The organism is Streptomyces sp. BI87 (genome assembly GCF_025957665.1).
GTDB classification, from domain to species: domain Bacteria; phylum Actinomycetota; class Actinomycetes; order Streptomycetales; family Streptomycetaceae; genus Streptomyces; species Streptomyces albidoflavus.
On record NZ_CP110079.1, the window covers coordinates 5,866,005 to 5,885,314 of the forward strand.

Below are 19,310 nucleotides of genomic sequence, written 5' to 3' on the forward strand. Positions count from 1 at the left end.
GGAGCTCGTGCCGCGCCACCTGCGGCCGCCGCCCCCACCGCGCCGGAAAACGGCTTGGCCCCCGCCGCCCGCCGGTGGTGGAGTCCCGCCATGGACACCCCGCCGCGCACCGCCGCCCCCGCCGCCCCGAGCCCCGACGAACTCCGGGCGTACTACGACCTCCGCATGCGGCGTGAGGCGCGCCCGGACGGCCCCGGTGCCGTGGTCGAGCGGATCGGGGAGAGCCTGCGCCAGACCGGTGGGGACGAGGGGTGGGACGGGGTGGTCTGGTCGGGGCTGGACGTGGGCGAGGCCGACAGCGTCATCGCGGCTCACGTGGCCCACTTCGCGGCGCTGGGCCGGTCCTTCGAGTGGAAGCTCTACGGGCACGACGGGCTGCGGCCCGCCGGGGGCCGGCCCGGCGAGGACGCGGAGGGGCTCGCGGCCCGGCTGCGCGCGGCGGGCTTCGTCGCCGAGCCGGCGGAGAGCCTGATGGTGGCCGAGGCGGCCCGCCTCCCGCACCAGGTCCCGCTGCCCGAGGGGACGCGGCTGCACCGCCTGACCCGGCCCGAGGAGGCCGGCCTGGTCGCCGAGGTCCACCAGGCCGCCTTCGGCGACGACCGTGCCCGGACCCGTGCCTGGGTGCGCGACCTGCTCACCGACCGCGCCGACAGCAGCGCCGTCGTGGTCGTCCTCGACGGCGACCGGCCGCTGAGCGCGGGCCGGCTGGAGTGGGACGAGGGCGGGGAGTTCGCCGGGCTGTGGGGCGGCGGTACCGTCCCGGCCGCCCGTGGCCTCGGCCTGTACCGGGCGCTGGTCGCCGAGCGGGCCCGGATCGCCGCCGCGCGGGGGGTGCGCTGGGTGCAGGTCGACGCGACCGACCGGAGCAGGCCCATCCTGGAACGCCTCGGCTTCCGCACGCTCACCACCACGACCCCGTACGTGTGGACGCCGGCCGCCGGCTGACCGCCGCCCGCCCCGTGCGCGGTGGCGGGCCCGCGGGGCCGCGCCTAGCGTGAGGCTGCTGCGGACCGCGCCGGTTCCGCGCGCGGGCCGCCGTGGAACCGCCCGCGGCCGCCCCGGGAAAGGACACCCGATGAGCCCAGTCGCCGCCGAGCGCCGCGCGCCCGGGCGGAGCGCCCGGTGAACCTCACCGTCTTCGGCGCCACCGGCCGCACCGGCCGCGCCCTGCTCACCGCGGCCGCCGCCGCGGGTCTTCCCACCACCGCCCACGTCCGCGACCCGGCCCGCCTCGCCGGGGCCCCCGCCGGGCGGGTCGTCACGGGGTCGGTCTTCGAACGCGACACCGTCCTCGACGCCCTCGGCGGCGCCACGGCCGTGGTCGTCGCCTTCGGCCTGCGCCGCCGCGAACGCCGTGTCCCGCTCTACGCCCAGGGCACCCGCAACGTCGTCGACGCCATGCACCTGCTCGGCGTCCACCGCCTGCTGGTCGTCTCCGAGGCCGCCTACGGCGACCACGTGCACGGCGCCGTCCAGCGCGGACTGGCCAAGCTGTACGGCACCGTCGCCGCCCCCGCCGTACGCGGCCGCCGGGAGCAGGACGCGGTGGTCACCGCCAGCGGCCTCGACTGGACGGTGGTGCGCCCCGTCGCCCTCACCGAGGGGCCCGCGCGGGGCCACCGCCCGCCCGCGACCGCCCCGCGCCGGGCCGACACGTACCGCCTCACCTACGCCGACCTGGCCGAGCTGATCCTCCAGGCGCTGCCCGACCCGGCCACGTACCGGCGCAGCCTCTACCCCTGAGGCGGGCGGAGGGCCCTTTCGAACAGAGGGGCCCGACGAGATATCTTGATGTCGAGCAATGTTGCAGACGTGGAGCGGAGCACCGGTGACTGACTCGACCATCATCTATACGCACACCGACGAGGCCCCGGCCCTGGCGACGTATTCGTTCCTGCCGGTCGTCGAGGCGTACGCCTCGACCGCGGGGGTCACGGTGGAGCGCCGTGACATCTCGCTGGCCGGACGGATCATCGCGAGCTTCCCCGAGCGTCTCGCCGAGGGCCAGCGCATCGAGGACGCCCTCGCCGAGCTCGGCGAACTCGCCAAGACGCCGCAGGCCAACATCATCAAGCTGCCGAACATCTCGGCCTCCATCCCCCAGCTCAAGGCGGCCATCGCCGAGCTCCAGGGACAGGGCTACGCGCTTCCGGACTACCCGGACGACCCGAAGACCGACGAGGACAAGGACGTCCGCGCCCGGTACGACAAGGTCAAGGGCAGCGCCGTCAACCCGGTCCTGCGCGAGGGCAACTCCGACCGCCGCGCCCCGGCCTCGGTGAAGAACTACGCAAAGGCCCACCCGCACCGCATGGGCGCCTGGACGGCCGACTCCAAGACCAACGTCGCCACCATGGGCGTCGACGACTTCCGGTCCACCGAGAAGTCCGCGGTCGTCGCCGAGGACGGCACCCTGCGCATCGAGCTGGTCGGTGACGACGGCTCCACCACCGTGCTGCGCGAGTCCGTACCGGTCCTGGCCGGCGAGGTCGTCGACGCCTCCGTGCTGCGCGTCGCCGCCCTGCGCGAGTTCCTCACCGCGCAGATCGCCAAGGCCAAGGCCGAGGGCGTGCTCTTCTCGGTGCACCTCAAGGCGACGATGATGAAGGTCTCCGACCCGATCATCTTCGGCCACGTGGTCCGCGCCTTCTTCCCGAAGACCTTCGCCCAGTACGGCCCGGCGCTCGCCGCCGCCGGCCTCAGCCCCAACGACGGCCTCGGCGGCATCTACAAGGGCCTGGAGGGCCTGGCCGAGGGCGCCGAGATCAAGGCGTCCTTCGACGCCGAGCTGGCCGAGGGCCCGGCGCTCGCCATGGTCGACTCCGACCGCGGCATCTCCAACCTGCACGTCCCGAGTGACGTCATCGTGGACGCCTCCATGCCCGCGATGATCCGCACCTCCGGCCACATGTGGGGCCCGGACGGCGAGGAGGCCGACACCCTGGCCGTCCTCCCGGACAGCAGCTACGCCGGTGTCTACCAGGCCGTCATCGAGGACTGCCGCGCCAACGGCGCCTACGACCCCTCCACCATGGGCTCGGTGCCGAACGTCGGCCTCATGGCGCAGAAGGCCGAGGAGTACGGCAGCCACGACAAGACCTTCGAGGTGCCCACCACCGGCACCGTCCGCGTGGTCGACACCCAGAGCGGCGAGGCCGTCCTGGAGCAGACCGTCGGGGCCGGCGACATCTTCCGGATGTGCCAGACCAAGGACGCGCCCATCAAGGACTGGGTGAAGCTCGCCGTCACCCGCGCCCGCGCCACCGGCAACCCGGCCGTCTTCTGGCTGGACGAGGACCGCGCCCACGACGCGCGCCTCATCGAGAAGGTCCAGGCGTACCTGCCGGAGCACGACACCGAGGGCCTGGAGATCAAGATCCTCTCGCCGGTGGAGGCGACCCGCTTCTCCCTGGAGCGCATCCGCCGCGGCGAGGACACCATCTCCGTCACCGGCAACGTGCTGCGCGACTACCTGACCGACCTCTTCCCCATCCTGGAGCTGGGCACCAGCGCCAAGATGCTGTCGGTCGTCCCGCTGATGAACGGCGGCGGCCTCTTCGAGACCGGCGCCGGCGGCTCCGCCCCGAAGCACGTCCAGCAGCTCGTCAAGGAGGACTACCTCCGCTGGGACAGCCTCGGTGAGTTCCTCGCCCTGGCCGTCAGCTTCGAGCACCTCGCGCAGACCACCGGCAACGCCCGCGCCCAGGTGCTGGCCGACACCCTGGACCGTGCCACCGGCACCTTCCTCAACGAGGACAAGTCGCCCAGCCGCAAGCTCGGCGGCATCGACAACCGCGGCAGCCACTTCTACCTCGCCCTGTACTGGGCGCAGGAGCTGGCCCAGCAGACCGACGACGCCCAGCTCGCCGAGGCCTTCGCGCCGCTGGCCGCGACCCTCGCCGAGCAGGAGGGGACGATCGTCGCCGAGCTGGCGGCCGTCCAGGGCAAGCCGGTCGACATCGGCGGCTACTACCAGCCCGACCCGGCCAAGGCCGAGGCCGTGATGCGCCCGTCGAAGACGCTGAACCAGGCCATCGCCACCCTGGCCTGATCGCTCCCGTGCGGTCCCCGGACCGCACAGGAACGCCGCCCCGTCCCGGACCTGGTGTCCGGGGCGGGGCGGCGTCGTCGTGCGGGCACGTCGTCACGCGGCTCGGTACGCGGTGTCATGCCGAAGGCGCGGCCCGTCCGGGCCGCGCCTTCCCGCCTCGCGTACGTGCCGCTCAGTCCTCCGCGCGGGCCGCCTTCTCCGCCCGGGCCGCGTCGCGCTCCGCGATACGGGCCGTCTCCTTGCGGACGTCGGCCTGGGTGGCGCGCTCCTTCTCCAGCCAGTCGGGCCGCTCGTCCTTCAGCGCCTCGATCTGCTCGGTGGTGAGCGCCTCGGTGACGCCGCCGCGGGCCAGCCCGGCGATGGAGACGCCCAGCTTGGCGGCGACCACCGGACGCGGGTGGGGGCCGTCGCGCCGCAGGTCGCGGAGCCACTGGGGCGGGTCGGACTGGAGGGCGTCGAGCTCGGCCCGCGAGACGGGCCCCTCCTGGAACTCACTGGGGGTGGCCGGGAGGTACACACCCAGTTTCTTCGCCGCGGTCGCGGGCTTCATGGTCTGGGTGTTCTGGTGCGAGGTCATGCTGACCAGGGTATCGAGCACCGGTGCCTGCTCCGAACCACCCGGTCGCCGGACGGGGCCCGGGGGAAAGCTCAGGCTTCGAGGTTCTCCAGGCCCACGAGGAGCCCGGGCCGGACCGGGGTCCAGCCCGGCTCGGCGCGGGTGCGGGCGCTGGAGCGGGCTGGTCGGTGGCGAAGACCGGGCCCAGCGGGCCGCAGATCTCCTCGGGCACCGGCTCCACGGGCAGCCCCGGCCGGCGACCGCTGAGCCCTGCCATGTCGCCGACCGCCACCCCTCGTCGGCCACCGCGTGCCGGGAGCTTCCGCCCGGTGCCCCCTCCAGCGCGAGGCGGAACAGCACGGCGGCGTCGAGCGCGTGGACCGCCGGCCAGCGCTGCGCGCCGTCCCCCGGGAAGCCGGCGACCCCGGCGCGGCGGGCGCTTTCCGTGAGCAGGCCGGTGAATCCGCCCTGGCCCTCGTGGTGGACCGTACGCGGCAGGCGGACCGTGGAACTGCGCGACGCCACGCGGGGCCGGTCCGAGGACGCGGGTGACCGGGGCGCTGCGCCCCGCCGGCCTGGCCCGCGGTGGAGAGCGGGTCGTCCTCGGCCGAGGGGCGGCCCCGGGCGACCGGCGTGCCCGAGACGGTGACGAGCGGCCGCACGGAACCGGCCGGTAGCCTGGCCAGGTGACAAGCACCGAAGACCGGCCCGCCGCCGACGCGTCCCCCTCCTTCCGGCTCGCGTTCGTCCCCGGCGTGACGCCCGGCAAGTGGGTGCGGATCTGGCAGGAGCGCTTCCCCGCCATCCCCCTCACGCTGGTGCAGGTCGCCGCCCCCGAGGCCACCGCCCTGCTGCGCGAGGGCGGGGCGGACGCGGCGCTGCTCCGGATGCCGGTCGACGGCGAGGACCTCAGCGCGATCCCGCTCTACACCGAGACGACCGTGGTCGTCGTCCCCCGGGACCACCTGCTCACCGCGGTGGACGAGGTGCCCGTCGAGGAACTGGACGGGCACCTCGTCCTCCACCCGCTCGACGACCCCTTGGAGTGGGAGCACCCGCCGGGCCTGCCCGCGATCGAACGCCCCGCCACCACGGCCGACGCGATCGAGCTGGTGGCGGCCGGGGTCGGCCTGGTGGCCGTGCCGCAGTCGCTGGCCCGTCTGCACCACCGCCGCGACCTCACCTTCCGGCCGCTGCTGGAGGTCCCCGCCTCCCGGGTCGCCCTCTCCTGGCCCGAGGAACACACCACCGACCTCGTCGACGCCTTCATCGGCATCGTCCGCGGCCGCACCGCCAACAGCACCCGGGGCCGCCTCCCCGCCACCCCCGCCCCGGCCAGGCCGAAGGGCAAGGGCACCGACGCCAAGTCCGCCCCGCGCAAGGGTGCGGCCAAGGCCGGCTCCGGCGGGAAGAACCCGCGTGGCGCGGCGGGCGGGCCGAAGGGGGCCAAGGGCGGCAAGGCGTCCGGAGGGGCCAAGGGCGCCAGGCGGGGGAAGCCGCGCCGCAGGTCGTAGGAGGCGCTTCCAGTCGCCTGCGGGGCGCTCCCCGGTGCGACCGCTACGGAGCAGGCGCGAGGTCGAGGCGCCAGACGACCTCGACGCCGTTCTCCCCGGGGGTCGCCGGGCCGCCCTCCGTCGGGTTGCGGCTGATCTCGGTGAAGCCGAGCCGCCGGGGGACGGCGGCGCTGGCGGTGTTGGCCTCGTCGTGGTGGACGGCTACGTGGTCCACGCCGGGGAGGGCGCGAGCCGCCGTGATGAGCGCGCCGACGGAGCGGGTGACGAGCCCCCGGCCCGTCCACCCCGGATGGAGCCAGTAGCCGATCTCCAGCCCGCCCGGCCCGATCCGCCGCATCAGCCCGCAGCTGCCGAGCACCGCCCCGCCGGCCGTCAGCGCGTACATGTACGCCTCGCCGCTCTCCCACTCCTCGTCGCAGCGGCCCAGGAATTCCGCGGTCTCGCGCGGACCCTGCCCGGCGGCCCACGGCATCCACGGCACCAGGTGCTCCCGCGACTCGCGGATCACCCGGTGCAGCGCCCCGGCGTCCTCGCGGCGCCAGCGGCGCAGCTCGGCGGGGTGGGCGGGGAGAAGTTCGGGGGGCGCGGTGTCCATGCGGGGGATGCTGTCGCAGCAGGCCGCGGGCGGGCAAGCGGCTTTCGCCGGGCATCTCGCGCCCCGCCCCCGTCCAGTAAGGTGACGACGGGCCGTGACTGGCGCTGAGGTGGAGAACCACCGGGGAGCGGCCCGGCGACCCGCCTTCCCTGCCGCGCGCCTGGGCGACTCACCGCGAGCCCGGGAGCGCCCCATGACCCAGACACCGACCGCCCGCCTGATGGACGGCACCGCACTCGCCCGCCGGATCACCGAGGAGAGTGCCGAGGCGGCCGCGGAGATCCGCCGCCGTACCGGCACCGCCCCCTGCCTCGCCACCGTGCTCGTCGGGGAGGACCCGGCCTCGGTCACCTACGTCCGGATGAAGCGCGCCCGCTGCCGCAAGGCGGGCATCGAGTCACGGCAGGTCGCCCTGCCCGCCTCGGTCACCACCGCCGAACTGGTCGAGACCGTCACCGCCCTCTCCCAGGACCCGTCCGTGCACGGCATCCTGCTCCAGCACCCGGTGGGGCCGCACATCGACGAGCGCGCCGCCTTCGAGGCCATCGCGCCCGAGAAGGACGTCGACGGCGTCACGACGCACTCCTTCGCCGCGATGAGCTTCGGCCTCCCCGGCTTCGTCTCCTGCACCCCCGGCGGCATCATGCGGCTGCTGGACGCGTACGGGGTGGAGCCCGCCGGCAAGCGCGCGGTCGTCGTCGGCCGCAGCGCCATCCTGGGCAAGCCCGCCGGGATGCTGCTCCTCGCGCGGGACGCCACCGTGACGTACTGCCACTCGCGCACCGCCGACCTGGCGGCGGCCGTCCGCGAGGCGGACATCCTGATCGCCGCGGTCGGCCGCCCCCGCTTCCTCACCGGCGACGACCTCAAGCCGGGCGCGGTGGTGATCGACGCCGGCTACAACGAGGGCAACGTCGGCGACGTGGACTTCGCCTCGGCCGCCACCCGCGCCTCGCTGATCACCCCCGTCCCCGGCGGCGTCGGCCCCATGACCATCGCCGTCCTCCTCGCCCAGACCGTGGAGGCGGCGGGCCGGCAGCTCGGTACGGCTGCCTGACCCGGGCTCGGCCGGAGCTTTCGGCCGGCCGGCCGCGTGCTCCGGTTCCCCTCAGCGCGTGCCCTCCCGCAGGCGCAGGAGGTACGTGGCGGTCAGCGCGACAGCCCGGTCCTCGTCGTGCGACAGCTCCGCGAGGGCCCGGGCCGCCACCGGCCCCGGGATGTCCGCCAGCGCCTGGGTCAGCCGACCGCGCGCCGGTGCCCGGGTGCCGGTGTCCGCGAGGCGGGCCGTCATCGCCCCGGCCACGCGGTCCGCCGTCGCCTCGTCGGAGGCCAGGACACCCAGCGTGTCGGCCGCGTCCGTGTCGCGGTGCCCCGCAACGACCATGTCGAGCAGCGCCGGCACGGCCTCGGCCTCGCCGCGCGCCCCGAGCGCCAGCGCCGCGTGCCCCCGCACCACGGGGTCCGGATGGCCGAGCGCCTCCCGGAGCTGCCGGGCGGGCCCTTCCCCGGGCAGCTCGGCCAGGGTCTCGACGGCCCGCTCCCGCACCGCCGCCTCCGGCGAGCCGAGAGCCTCGGCCAGCAGCCCGGCGGCGCTCCCGCCCGACCGCGCCAGAGCCCAGCTCAGGGCACCGGCCACATTCGGCTCCGGCTCGCTCAGCACCGCCTCGACCAGGGCCTCCACCGGTACCGGCACCGCGTCGCCCGAGGAGAGGGCCGCCCGCTGGCGCGCGTCGGCGCTGGTCGACCCCAGCGCCTGGAGCAGGGCGACCACCCGAAGGGCGTCCTCCCAGCCGGCCGGGTCCGCCGCGTCGAGCCGCCGCAGCCGCGTCAGCAGCTCCGTCTCCGCCGCGATACGCGCCCGGGTCTGCCGGATGAGGTCGCCGACCAGCGCCGACGGCGTGAAGCCGGGCTCGTCCAGGGCCCGCCCGATCTCCCGCAGCGACAACCCGAGCGAGCGCAGGCTCTCGATGTGCAGGATGCGGCGGATGTCGGCCCCGGAGTACTCCCGGTAGCCCGAGCCCGTACGGCCCGAAGGGCGCACCAGGCCCAGCGACTCGTAGTGCCGGAGCATGCGGGCGCTGACCCCGGAGCGCCGCGCCACCTCACCGATCAGCACCGGCCCATCATCCCTCCCGGCCGGACCCGCCGAGCGCCACGACCCGCTTGGCCTCTTCCACGGCGCCCTCGAACCCCGAGTCCGGGTCGCGCAGCAGCCGCTCGGTGGCGAGCACGTGTGCCCGCACTTCCGGGTCCGCCGCCTCGGCCGTAGCCCGCAGCGCGGGCACGATCACCTCGCCCAGGGCGACCAGCGCCCGGCTGAGACTGCGCCGCGTCTCCAGCGGGCCGCGCCCGAGCTGCGTCGCCAGCACCGCGGCCAGCGCGGACTCCTCGCCCTCGGGGACGAGCACCACCGCCGCCCGCCAGGCGCTCCGGGCCACCTCGTCGTCGGTGTCGGTCAGCAGCGCCCTGGTGATCGCCGGGTACGCCCGCGCGTCCCTGATCTTGGAGAGCGTGTGCAGCGCCTGACTACGGGCCTGCGTCCGTTCCGAGCCCAGCTCGCGCAGGAGCGCGGGAAGCGTCAGGGGGACCGGGTGGCGGGTGAGCGCCCACGTCAGCATGTCCCGTACCGAGAACTCCGGTTCGACGGCGCACCGCTCCACGAGTGCCCCCACGAAGCCCGGCCGGGGCGCCGAACCGATCGCCAGAGCCGCCCGCAACCGGACCGACGCCCGCTCGTCCGCCAGCCCCCCGAGCAGCCGCGCCTCGTTCCTGTCCTGATCCTGTCCCGTGACCGTCATCGAGACCACCTCCTGGCCCGCAGTGAAGACCTTGTCACCGTGTCAAGGTCAAGCGCGGACGGGCGGCGGTGGCCGGACCGTCAGACCGGCGGCCGGTCCAGCTGCCCCGCCCGCCCCCCTCATTGCATAAACGTGCACCTATGCGTATAGTCATGCCACCTAGAAGGAGGGTTCCATGACGGTACGCGCGGCAGTGGCGGGCGCGAGTGGGTACGCGGGTGGTGAGGTGCTGCGGCTGTTGCTTCAGCATCCTGAGGTCGAGATCGGGGTGCTGACGGCGGGGTCCAACGCCGGGCAGCGGCTCGGGGCGCTTCAGCCGCATCTGCTGCCGCTCGCCGACCGGGTGCTGGCGGCGACCACGGCCGAGACGCTGGCCGGGCACGACGTCGTCTTCCTGGCGCTGCCGCACGGGCAGTCGGCCGCCGTCGCCGAGCAGCTCGGCGAGAGCGTGCTGGTGGTGGACATGGGGGCGGACTTCCGGCTCGCGGACGCCGCCGACTGGGAACGCTTCTACGGCTCGCCGCACGCCGGGACCTGGCCCTACGGCCTCCCCGAGCTGCCGGGTGCCCGCGCCGCGCTGGAGGGGTCCAGGCGCGTCGCGGTGCCCGGTTGCTACCCGACGGCGGTGTCGCTGGCGCTCGCCCCGGCCTACGCCGCCGGGCTCGCCGAGCCCGAGGCCGTGGTCGTCGCCGCCTCCGGCACCTCCGGTGCGGGCAAGGCGGCCAAGCCCCACCTGCTGGGCAGCGAGGTCATGGGCTCCATGTCGCCGTACGGCGTGGGCGGGCTGCACCGGCACACCCCGGAGATGATCCAGAACCTCAGCGCCGCCGCCGGCGAGCGGGTCACCGTCTCCTTCACCCCGACCCTGGCCCCGATGCCCCGCGGCATCCTCGCCACCTCCAGCGCCAAGGCCCGCCCCGGCGTCGACGCCGAGCGCCTGCGCGAGGTGTACGAGAAGGCGTACGCGGACGAGCCCTTCGTCCACCTGCTGCCCGAAGGGCAGTGGCCCGCGACCGGCGCCGTGTACGGCTCCAACACCGCGCAGCTCCAGGTGGCGTACGACGAGGCGGCCGGGCGGGTTCTGGTGATCAGCGCCATCGACAACCTGACCAAGGGCACCGCGGGCGGCGCCGTGCAGAGCATGAACCTCGCCCTCGGACTCCCGGAGACCAGCGGACTGCCCGTCACCGGTGTCGCCCCCTGAGGGGGGTGCCGGCGGCGGACCCGGGCGCACACCCCGTACGGATGGCGCCCTGAACCACGCCCCGGGCCCACGCGGGCGCCGGGGTGGAAGAGGCCGGAAGGCCGGAAGGAGAAGACCGTGAGCGTCACGGCAGCACAGGGATTCACCGCGGCGGGTATCGCCGCGGGCATCAAGGCGAACGGCAACCCGGACCTGGCCCTCGTGGTCAACACCGGCCCCCGCCGATCCGCTGCGGGCGTCTTCACCGCCAACCGCGTCAAGGCCGCGCCGGTCCTCTGGTCCGAGCAGGTCGTCAAGGACGGGCAGGTCGCCGCGGTCGTCCTCAACTCCGGCGGCGCCAACGCCTGCACCGGGCCGCAGGGTTTCCAGGACACCCACGCCACCGCCGAGAAGGTGGCCGAGATCCTCGGCGAGGGCGCCGGCGACATCGCGGTGGCCTCCACCGGCCTCATCGGCGAGCTGCTGCCGATGGACAAGCTGCTGCCCGGCGTCGAGACCGCGGCCGCCGCCCTCAGCGCGCACGGCGGCGAGAAGGCCGCCATCGCCATCAAGACCACCGACACCGTCCACAAGACGGCCGTCGTCACCGGCGACGGCTGGACCGTCGGCGGCATGGCCAAGGGCGCGGGCATGCTCGCCCCCTCCCTCGCCACCATGCTGGTCGTCCTCACCACCGACGCCGACCTCGACAGCGACACCCTCGACCGGGTGCTGCGCGGCGCCACCCGCACCACCTTCGACCGGATCGACTCCGACGCCTGCATGTCGACCAACGACACCGTGCTGCTGCTCGCCTCCGGCGCCTCCGGCAAGGTGCCCGGCGAGGCGGAGTTCGCCGAGGCCGTCCGCACCGTCTGCGACGACCTGGCCCGCCAGCTCATCGGCGACGCCGAGGGCGCCAGCAAGGACATCCGGATCGAGGTGACCGGCGCCGCCAGCGAGGAGGACGCCGTGCAGGTGGGCCGCACCATCGCCCGGAACAACCTGCTCAAGTGCGCCGTGCACGGCGAGGACCCCAACTGGGGCCGGGTGCTCTCCGCCATCGGCACCACCGACGCCGTCTTCGAGCCCGACCGGCTCGACGTGGCCATCAACGGCGTCTGGGTCTGCAAGGACGGCGGCGTCGGCGAGGACCGCTCGCTGGTCGACATGCGCTACCGCGAGGTCACCATCACCGCCGACCTGCACGCGGGCGACGCCTCCGCGGTCATCTGGACCAACGACCTCACCGCCGACTACGTCCACGAGAACAGCGCGTACTCCTCCTGACCAGGAGAGCGCCCGGCCCGCCCGGCCGACCCGGACCCGAAGGACGCCCGCACCCATGAGCACCCGCAAGCACACCGCCCTGCCCAAGGCGCAGATCCTCGTGGAGGCGCTGCCCTGGCTCACCCGGCACCACGGCAAGACCGTCGTCATCAAGTTCGGCGGCAACGCCATGATCAACGAGGAGCTGAAGGCCGCCTTCGCCCAGGACGTCGTCTTCCTGCGCCACGCCGGCCTCAAGCCGGTCGTCGTGCACGGCGGCGGCCCGCAGATCAACGCCCAGCTCGACCGGCAGGGCCTGGTCAGCGAGTTCAAGGCCGGGCTGCGCGTCACCACGCCCGAGGCGATGGACGTCGTACGGATGGTCCTCGCCGGCCAGGTCCAGCGGGAGCTGGTCGGCCTGCTCAACCAGCACGGCCCGCTCGCCGTCGGCCTCACCGGCGAGGACGCGCACACCATCACCGCCACCAAGCACCAGCCGCGCATCGAGGGCGAGCTGGTCGACATCGGCCGGGTCGGCCAGATCACCGAGATCGACACCGGCGCCATCGAGGTCCTGCTGGAGAACGGCCGCATCCCCGTCGTCTCCTCCATCGCCCGCAGCGCCGACGACGACCACGTCTACAACGTCAACGCCGACACCGCGGCCGCCGCCCTGGCCGCCGCGCTCGACGCCGAGACGCTCATGGTCCTCACCGACGTCGAGGGGCTGTACGAGGACTGGCCGCACAGCGACGAGGTGATCAGCCGCCTCACCGCCACCGAGCTGGAGAAGCTCCTGCCCGACCTGGCCAGCGGCATGGTCCCCAAGATGGAGGGGTGCCTGCACGCCGTACGCAACGGCGTCACCACCGCCCGCGTCATCGACGGACGGGTCCAGCACTCCATCCTGCTGGAGATCTTCACCGACGAAGGCATCGGCACCATGGTCGTCCCGGACCAGGAGGAACTCACGTGACCGCCACCCCGCCCGCCCCCGCCGCCGAGCCCGGCGGCAACGCCGCGCTCACCTCGCGCTGGCAGGGCGCCCTGATGGACAACTACGGCACCCCCCGGCTGCCCCTGGTCCACGGCGAGGGCGCCGTCCTCACCGACGCCGAGGGCGCCACCTACCTCGACCTGGTCGGCGGCATCGCCGTCAACGCCCTCGGCCACGGCCACCCCGCCGTCGTCGAGGCGGTCAGCCGCCAGATCGCCTCCCTGGGCCACGTCTCCAACCTCTTCACCGCCGAGCCGCCCGTCGCCCTCGCCGAGGAACTGCTCCGCCTGTTCGGCCGCCCCGGCCGCGTCTTCTTCGCCAACTCCGGCGCCGAGGCAAACGAGGCCGCCTTCAAGATCGGGCGGCTCACCGGCCGCACCCACATGGTGGCCACCGAGGGCGGCTTCCACGGCCGCACCATGGGCGCCCTCGCCCTCACCGGCCAGCCCGCCAAGCAGGCCCCCTTCCTGCCGCTGCCCGGCGAGGTCACCCACGTGCCGTACGGGGACGCCGGCGCCCTGCGCGCCGCCGTCACCGAGGAGACCGCCGCCGTCTTCCTGGAGCCGATCCAGGGGGAGAACGGCGTGGTCGTCCCGCCCGCCGGCTACCTCAGGGAGGCCCGCGAGATCACCCGCGCCACCGGCACCCTCCTCGTCCTGGACGAGGTGCAGACCGGCATCGGCCGCACCGGCCACTGGTTCGAGCACCAGGCCCACGAGGGCGTCGACCCCGATGTCGTCACCCTCGCCAAGGGGCTCGGCGGCGGCCTGCCCATCGGGGCCACCGTCGCCTTCGGCCCCGCCGCCGACCTGCTCCGTCCCGGCCAGCACGGCACCACCTTCGGCGGCAACCCCGTCGCCTGCGCCGCCGGGCTCGCCGTCCTCTCCACCATCGCCGCCGACGGCCTCCTCGACCAGGTGAAACGGGTCGGCGAGCGGCTGCGCGCCGGAATCGAGGGGCTCGGCCACCCGCTGGTCGGCCACGTCCGCGGTGCGGGCCTGCTGCTGGGTATCGTGCTCACCGAGCCGCTCGCACCCACCGTCCAGCAAGCGGCCCAGGACGCCGGCCTGCTGGTCAACGCGCCCGCCCCCGACGTCGTACGGCTGATGCCGCCGCTGGTGTTCACCGACGAGGAGGCGGACACCTTCCTGCGGGCCCTGCCCGGCGTCCTCGACACCGCGCGGGAGACCGCTCGCACCACCGACCAGGGGGAACGATGAGCCGCAGAACGGGACGACGACGATGAGCCAGGCGCACGAGAACGAGAGCGCCCAGGCGGTGCCGCAGACCCGCACCGCCCGCCACCGCCGGATCGTGGACATCCTCAACCGGCAACCGGTGCGCTCCCAGAGCCAGTTGGCCAAGCTCCTGGCCGACGACGGACTGAGCGTCACCCAGGCCACCCTCTCCCGGGACCTCGACGAGCTGAACGCCGTCAAGATCCGCAACGCCGAGGGGGACCTGATCTACGCCGTGCCGAGCGAGGGCGGCTTCCGCACACCGCGCGCCCCGCTCGGCGAGTCCGCCAAGGAGGAGCGGATGCGGCGGCTCTCCGGCGAGCTGCTGATCTCCGCCGAGGCCTCGGCCAACCTGGTGGTGCTGCGGACCCCGCCGGGCGCCGCCCAGTTCCTCGCCTCCGCCATCGACCAGGCCGAACTCCACGACGTGCTGGGCACCATCGCGGGCGATGACACGTTGATGCTCATCAGCCGGGACCCCGAGGGCGGGCAGGCCCTCGCCGCGCACCTGCTGCGGCTCGCCCAGAACGACCACTGAGCCCCGCGCGCCCGCCCGCTCCCGCACCGGGGGCGGGCGGACGCGTACCCCAGCGGTCGACCGGGCCGTACCCCACCGGAGGTAGCGACGGCCCGCCCGGTTCGCCCCCGCGGCCGAGGACGGGACGGGCCGCGCGTCCTACGCTGGCCGCATGCCCTCCCCAGCCCGGAGCCGCCTCCGGCTCCCGCGAGGCCGCGCCGCCGACGCCGCCCTGGCCTCGGGGCTCTTCCTGGTGGTCGGCCTCGGCACCCTGCGCTCCCTGATCGGTGCCCGCGAGGAGCCCTGGGCGGTCACCTCCGCCAACTGGGTGCTGATCGCGGTGGCCTGCGGCGCCCTGTACTTCAGCTCCCGCCGCCCGGTGGCCGCCGCCTCGGTCGCCGCCCTCGTCACCGCCGTCTACTACGTGACCAGCGCCTACGACGGGCCGCTGCTGCTCGCCGTGGTGGTGGCCCTCTTCCTGGTGGCCGCCGCCGGGCGGCTGCACGCCGCCGTGGTCATCGCCGCCCTCTGCCTCATCGGGACCGCGCTCGGCACCTTCCGGGGCAACGGCGACGTCAACCAGGTCGCCCTGTTCATGCTCACCGGCTGGTTCGTCGCCATGATCACCCTCGGCGGGCTCCGCCACAGCCACCTCGCCCGCGCCCGGGAGACCGAGGAGCGGGCCGCCACCCGGGAGCGGCTGCGCATCGCCCGCGAACTCCACGACGTGGTCGGCCATCACCTCTCCCTCATCAACGTCCAGTCCACCGCCGCCCTGCGCCGCCTCACCAAGGACCCCGCCGCCGGAGCGGACCAGGCCACCGAGGCGCTCGGCGCCGTCAAGGACGCCAGCCGCGAGGCCCTGCGCGAACTCCGGGCCACCCTCGGCGTGCTGCGCGAGGCCGGTGAGGCCGCGCCGACCGCGCCCGCCCCCGGCCTCGACCGCATCGGCGAACTCACTGACGCGGCCGGCGCCGCCGGCCTGGCCGTCACCGTCCACCGCACGGGCCACACCGGGCCGCTCCCGGTCGAGGCGGACCTCGCCGCGTACCGCATCGTGCAGGAGTCGCTGACCAACGTCGCCCGGCACGCCCGCGCCACCCGCGCCGACATCCACCTCGACGGCGAGGACGGCCGCCTCGCCGTCACCGTCACCGACGACGGGCGCGGCCCGGCCGCCGACCCCGCGCGCACCGGCCCGCCCGGATCGGGCATCACCGGGATGCGCGAGCGCGCCCGCGCCCTCGGCGGCGACCTCACCGCCGGACCCGCCCCAGGTGGCGGCTTCACCGTCCGCGCCACCCTGCCGCTCGCCCGTACGACCGCCACGGAGGGACCCCGCCGATGATCACGGTGCTGCTCGCCGACGACCAGCGGCTCGTCCGCGCCGGATTCCGCTCGATCCTGGAGGACGAGGAGGGCATCGAGGTGGTCGGCGAGGCCGCCGACGGGGAGGAGGCCGTCGCCGCCGCCCGCGCGCTCCGGCCCGACGTCGTCCTCATGGACATCCGGATGCCCGGCACCGACGGCCTGGAAGCGGCCCGCCGCATCACCGCCGACCCGCGCCTGGAGGCGGTCCGCGTCGTCATCCTCACCACCTTCGACCTGGACGAGTACGTCTACCGGGCGCTGCGCGAGGGCGTTACCGGCTTCCTCGTCAAGGACACCGAACCCGAGGAACTGGCCCACGCCCTCCGCGTCGCCGCCCGGGGTGACGCACTGATCAGCCCCTCGGTCACCCGGCGCCTCATCGCCGAGTTCGCCGGCCGCGTCGCCCCGCCCCCGCCCGACCCCCGGCTGAACGCCCTCACCGACCGCGAACGCGAGGTGCTGCGCCTGGTCGCCGCCGGCCTCACCAACGACCGGATCGCCGCCACCCTCGTCGTCAGCCCGGCCACCGCCAAGACCCACGTCAGCCGCGTCATGACCAAACTCGCCGTCCGCGACCGTTCGCAACTCGTCGTGCTCGCCTACGAGTCGGGGCTGGTGTCGCCGGGGTGGCTCGGCGGCTGAGCGCAAGCCCCCCGGGCGTACGCCGGGCGTCGCCCGGGGACGCCCGGGGGAGTAGCCGGCCGACAACTCCGGGCGGACGCGCGGCGGGTGACCCACGTCCCAGGCTCGGCGGCATGACACCACACACCTCGACACCGGGCAGGGCACCGGCCGCCGCGACGGGCTTCCTCGTCGGGGGCGCCGCGGGATTCCTGCTCACCGAAGCCGCCGCCGTCCTGGTCAGCCTGGCTCTCGGCGAACCCCTCGACGTGGGCGGCGGCGGCCTGCCGCGGCTCGCCCTCGTCACCGCCGTGCTGCTCTGCGCCCTCGCCGGGGCCTTGGCCGGACTCCGCCGCGCCGGACGCTCCGGCGGACCGCGCCCGGAAGGGGGCCGCTGAGATGGCACGCACCGAAGCCGCCCCGTCCTCCTCCACCGCGACCCCGCCCCCCGGACGCCTCGGCCGGATCGCCGCCGGGTCGATGCGGCACCGGAAGACCGCGCTGCTGCTCTGGCTGGTCCTGGTCGCCGTCCTCACCGCCGGTGCCCAGGTGGCCGGGGACGGCTACCGCAACGACCACACCCTTCCCGGCACCGACTCCCAGGCCGCCGCCGACCTCCTCGCCGCACACGGCGTCGAGCCGGAGGGCCGTACGGCCCGCGTCCTGCTGAAGAACGCGGACGGACTCGACGCCGACCGGGACCGGGTCACCGCCCTCCTCGACCAGGTGAAGGGCCTGCCCTCGGTCGACTCCGTACAGGCTCCCTGGTCCGAGGGGGGTGCGGTCTCCCGGGACGGCACGATCGGCTACGCCACCGTGGCCCTCGACGACGGGGGCGACCCGCTCGCCGCCGAGGACCTGACCCGGCTGCTGGACACCGTCCGTGAGGCCGGTGGCGACGGGCTGGTGACCGCCGTCGGCGGCGAGGCCACCCGGGGCGCCGAGGAGGCGGGCGGCGGGGCCGCCGAGGGCGCGGGGATGCTCGCCGCCCTCGTCATCCTGGTCCTCTTCTTCGGCTCGCTGGTCGCGGCCGCCGTCCCCCTGGTCACCGCCGTCTTCGCGGTCGGTGGCGCGCTCGGGCTGATCGGGCTCGCCGCGCACCTCTTCACCGTCGCCGACTTCACCCCGCCGGTGATGATGCTGGTCGGCCTCGGCGTGGGCGTCGACTACGCCCTGCTGATCTTCCACCGCTACCGCACCGAACTGCTGGCCGGAGCCGACCGGCACCACGCCGCCGTACGGGCCATGGAGGTGGCCGGTCGGACCGTCCTCTTCGCCGGCTGCACCGTCATCATCGCCCTGCTCGGCCTGGTCGTCCTCGATCTGGGTGCCCTCCAGGGCGTCGCCCTCGCGGTCGCGCTGACCGTGCTGGTCACGATGGCGGCCTCGGTCACCCTGCTGCCCGCCCTGCTCGCCCTCGCCGGAGCCCGGATCGAGCGGCAGATCCGGGCCCGGGAGGCGGAGCGGCGCGCCAGGCGCGGGGAGGGAGGCGCGGACCCGGCGGACGGCGGGCGCTGGGCCGCCCTCGCCACCGCCGTCGGGCGCCGCCCGCTGCCCGTGCTGCTCGCCGGGGTCGCCGTGCTGGTGGCGCTCTCGGCGCCGGTGCTCGGGATGCGGCTCGGCTTCGCCGACGCCGGGACCGACCAGGCCGGGTCGAGCAGCCGTACCGCGTACGACCTGACGGCTGAAGGGTTCGGGCCCGGGTTCAACGGGCCGCTGGTGGTCGTCGCGGAGGGCGGCGACGCCGCCCCGGGGAAGGAACTGGCCACGGCGCTCGGCGGGGCGGAGGGCGTGGCGGCGGTCCAGGGCCCGTTCCCCGCCGGGGACGGGGCGGTCGCCACCGTGCTGGCCTTCCCGGAGGCCGGGCCGCAGGACGAGGCCACCGCGCAGCTGGTGCGCGACCTGCGCGCCGAGGTGTTGGCGCCGCTCGCCGACGAGACCGGAGCGCGGTACCTGGTGGGCGGACCGACCGCTGCCGCCCTGGACTTCGCCGACTCGGTCTCCGCGCGGATGCCGCTCTTCGTCGCCGTGGTGGTGGGGCTCTCCACCCTGCTGCTGCTCGCCGTCTTCCGCTCGCTGCTCGTCCCGCTGAAGGCGGCCGTCCTCAACCTGCTCTCCATCTCGGCGGCGCTCGGCGTCATCACGCTGGTGTTCCACAACGGCTGGTTCGGGGCGAGCGGCGGGCCGGTGGAGGCGTTCATCCCCGTGATGGTCTTCGCGATCGTCTTCGGCCTCTCCATGGACTACGAGGTCTTCCTCGTCTCCCGGATGCGGGAGGCGTGGCTGCGCACCGGGGACGCGCGGCTCGCGGTGGGGGAGGGGCTGGCCGCCACCGGCAAGGTGATCACGGCGGCCGCCGCCATCATGATCGTGGTCTTCGCCGCCTTCGTGCTGAGCCCGAGCCGGATGCTCCAGCAGTTCGGCCTCGCCCTCGCGGTGGCGGTCCTGCTGGACGCGGTGGTGATCCGCTGCCTGATCGTCCCGGCGGTGATGCGGCTGCTGGGCGCCCGCGCCTGGTGGCTGCCCGGGCCGCTCGCCCGTGTACTGCCCCGGTCGGGGGCGGGGGCCGGCTGAGCAGGACGGAGGGGCCCGCACCACGG

At 75.1% G+C, this 19,310-nt stretch carries 18 protein-coding genes and 1 riboswitch; of the genes, 14 read left to right on the forward strand and 4 right to left on the reverse strand.

Annotated elements, in window-relative coordinates:
• Window positions 1-90: 90 nt before the first annotated feature.
• The 3 genes from OIM89_RS26170 (at window position 91) to OIM89_RS26180 (ending at window position 4,051) form a co-directional block, all read left to right on the forward strand.
• Window positions 91-945: a GNAT family N-acetyltransferase gene (locus OIM89_RS26170; protein WP_151170014.1), complete on the forward strand. Its 855-nt coding sequence runs from the start codon at window positions 91-93 to the stop codon at window positions 943-945.
• A 177-nt stretch (window positions 946-1,122) separates the two neighbouring features.
• On the forward strand, window positions 1,123-1,743 hold the full coding sequence (locus OIM89_RS26175; RefSeq protein ID WP_030695521.1) for an NAD(P)-dependent oxidoreductase: 621 nt from the start codon (window positions 1,123-1,125) through the stop codon (window positions 1,741-1,743).
• An 85-nt stretch (window positions 1,744-1,828) separates the two neighbouring features.
• On the forward strand, window positions 1,829-4,051 hold the full coding sequence (locus OIM89_RS26180; RefSeq protein ID WP_030695520.1) for an NADP-dependent isocitrate dehydrogenase: 2,223 nt from the start codon (window positions 1,829-1,831) through the stop codon (window positions 4,049-4,051).
• 172 nt (window positions 4,052-4,223) lie between these two features.
• Here OIM89_RS26180 and OIM89_RS26185 read toward each other — a convergent pair whose 3' ends face one another.
• A complete protein-coding gene (locus OIM89_RS26185; RefSeq protein WP_047469802.1) occupies window positions 4,224-4,628 on the reverse strand; it encodes a DUF5997 family protein in 405 nt (134 codons plus the stop codon).
• A gap of 665 nt (window positions 4,629-5,293) precedes the next feature.
• Here OIM89_RS26185 and OIM89_RS26190 point away from each other — a divergent pair.
• The gene (locus OIM89_RS26190) at window positions 5,294-6,121 is read left to right on the forward strand and encodes a LysR family substrate-binding domain-containing protein (RefSeq protein ID WP_175459043.1); all 828 of its coding nucleotides are present in this window, start codon (window positions 5,294-5,296) and stop codon (window positions 6,119-6,121) included.
• A 43-nt stretch (window positions 6,122-6,164) separates the two neighbouring features.
• On the opposite strand, the gene OIM89_RS26195 is transcribed toward OIM89_RS26190, so the two are convergent.
• Window positions 6,165-6,716 (reverse strand): GNAT family N-acetyltransferase, encoded by a 552-nt coding sequence (locus OIM89_RS26195; RefSeq protein WP_030695517.1) that lies wholly within the window; start codon window positions 6,714-6,716, stop codon window positions 6,165-6,167.
• An 84-nt stretch (window positions 6,717-6,800) separates the two neighbouring features.
• Window positions 6,801-6,889, forward strand: a riboswitch (ZMP/ZTP riboswitch).
• Between the two features lie 20 nt (window positions 6,890-6,909).
• On the opposite strand from OIM89_RS26195, the gene OIM89_RS26200 reads away from it, so the two are divergent.
• Complete coding sequence (locus tag OIM89_RS26200) at window positions 6,910-7,773, forward strand: bifunctional 5,10-methylenetetrahydrofolate dehydrogenase/5,10-methenyltetrahydrofolate cyclohydrolase (RefSeq protein ID WP_030695516.1); 864 nt, start codon at window positions 6,910-6,912, stop codon at window positions 7,771-7,773.
• 51 nt (window positions 7,774-7,824) lie between these two features.
• On the opposite strand, the gene OIM89_RS26205 is transcribed toward OIM89_RS26200, so the two are convergent.
• Both OIM89_RS26205 and OIM89_RS26210 read right to left on the reverse strand, forming a co-directional pair.
• Window positions 7,825-8,832, reverse strand: a complete 1,008-nt coding sequence (locus OIM89_RS26205; protein WP_030695515.1) for a MerR family transcriptional regulator — start codon at window positions 8,830-8,832, stop codon at window positions 7,825-7,827.
• Window positions 8,833-8,839: 7 nt separating this feature from the next.
• A complete protein-coding gene (locus OIM89_RS26210; protein WP_030695514.1) occupies window positions 8,840-9,514 on the reverse strand; it encodes a HEAT repeat domain-containing protein in 675 nt (224 codons plus the stop codon).
• Window positions 9,515-9,689: 175 nt separating this feature from the next.
• Here OIM89_RS26210 and argC point away from each other — a divergent pair, with 175 nt between their 5' ends.
• The 9 genes from argC (at window position 9,690) to OIM89_RS26255 (ending at window position 19,284) form a co-directional block, all read left to right on the forward strand.
• Entirely contained in the window at window positions 9,690-10,718 is a 1,029-nt protein-coding gene (gene argC, locus OIM89_RS26215; protein ID WP_030695513.1) for an N-acetyl-gamma-glutamyl-phosphate reductase, read from the forward strand.
• A gap of 117 nt (window positions 10,719-10,835) precedes the next feature.
• Window positions 10,836-11,987, forward strand: coding sequence for a bifunctional glutamate N-acetyltransferase/amino-acid acetyltransferase ArgJ (gene argJ, locus OIM89_RS26220; protein ID WP_010636604.1), 1,152 nt, complete (start codon window positions 10,836-10,838; stop codon window positions 11,985-11,987).
• Window positions 11,988-12,042: 55 nt separating this feature from the next.
• Window positions 12,043-12,942, forward strand: a complete 900-nt coding sequence (argB, locus tag OIM89_RS26225; protein ID WP_264491667.1) for an acetylglutamate kinase — start codon at window positions 12,043-12,045, stop codon at window positions 12,940-12,942.
• On the forward strand, window positions 12,939-14,183 hold the full coding sequence (locus tag OIM89_RS26230) for an acetylornithine transaminase (protein WP_030695511.1): 1,245 nt from the start codon (window positions 12,939-12,941) through the stop codon (window positions 14,181-14,183). Before argB ends, OIM89_RS26230 begins: the two co-directional genes overlap by 4 nt.
• Window positions 14,184-14,205: 22 nt before the next feature.
• Window positions 14,206-14,739 (forward strand): arginine repressor, encoded by a 534-nt coding sequence (locus OIM89_RS26235; protein ID WP_030695510.1) that lies wholly within the window; start codon window positions 14,206-14,208, stop codon window positions 14,737-14,739.
• A 151-nt stretch (window positions 14,740-14,890) separates the two neighbouring features.
• Window positions 14,891-16,066 carry a sensor histidine kinase gene (locus OIM89_RS26240; protein ID WP_047469550.1) on the forward strand — a complete coding sequence of 392 codons (1,176 nt, stop codon included), beginning with the start codon at window positions 14,891-14,893 and terminating at the stop codon, window positions 16,064-16,066.
• On the forward strand, window positions 16,063-16,731 hold the full coding sequence (locus OIM89_RS26245) for a response regulator (protein ID WP_030695508.1): 669 nt from the start codon (window positions 16,063-16,065) through the stop codon (window positions 16,729-16,731). The genes OIM89_RS26240 and OIM89_RS26245 overlap by 4 nt, the downstream gene beginning before the upstream one ends.
• A 113-nt stretch (window positions 16,732-16,844) precedes the next feature.
• Complete coding sequence (locus OIM89_RS26250) at window positions 16,845-17,108, forward strand: hypothetical protein (protein ID WP_030695507.1); 264 nt, start codon at window positions 16,845-16,847, stop codon at window positions 17,106-17,108.
• Between the two features lies 1 nt (window position 17,109).
• Window positions 17,110-19,284, forward strand: a complete 2,175-nt coding sequence (locus OIM89_RS26255; RefSeq protein WP_264491668.1) for an MMPL family transporter — start codon at window positions 17,110-17,112, stop codon at window positions 19,282-19,284.
• The last annotated feature ends 26 nt before the right edge of the window (window positions 19,285-19,310 follow it).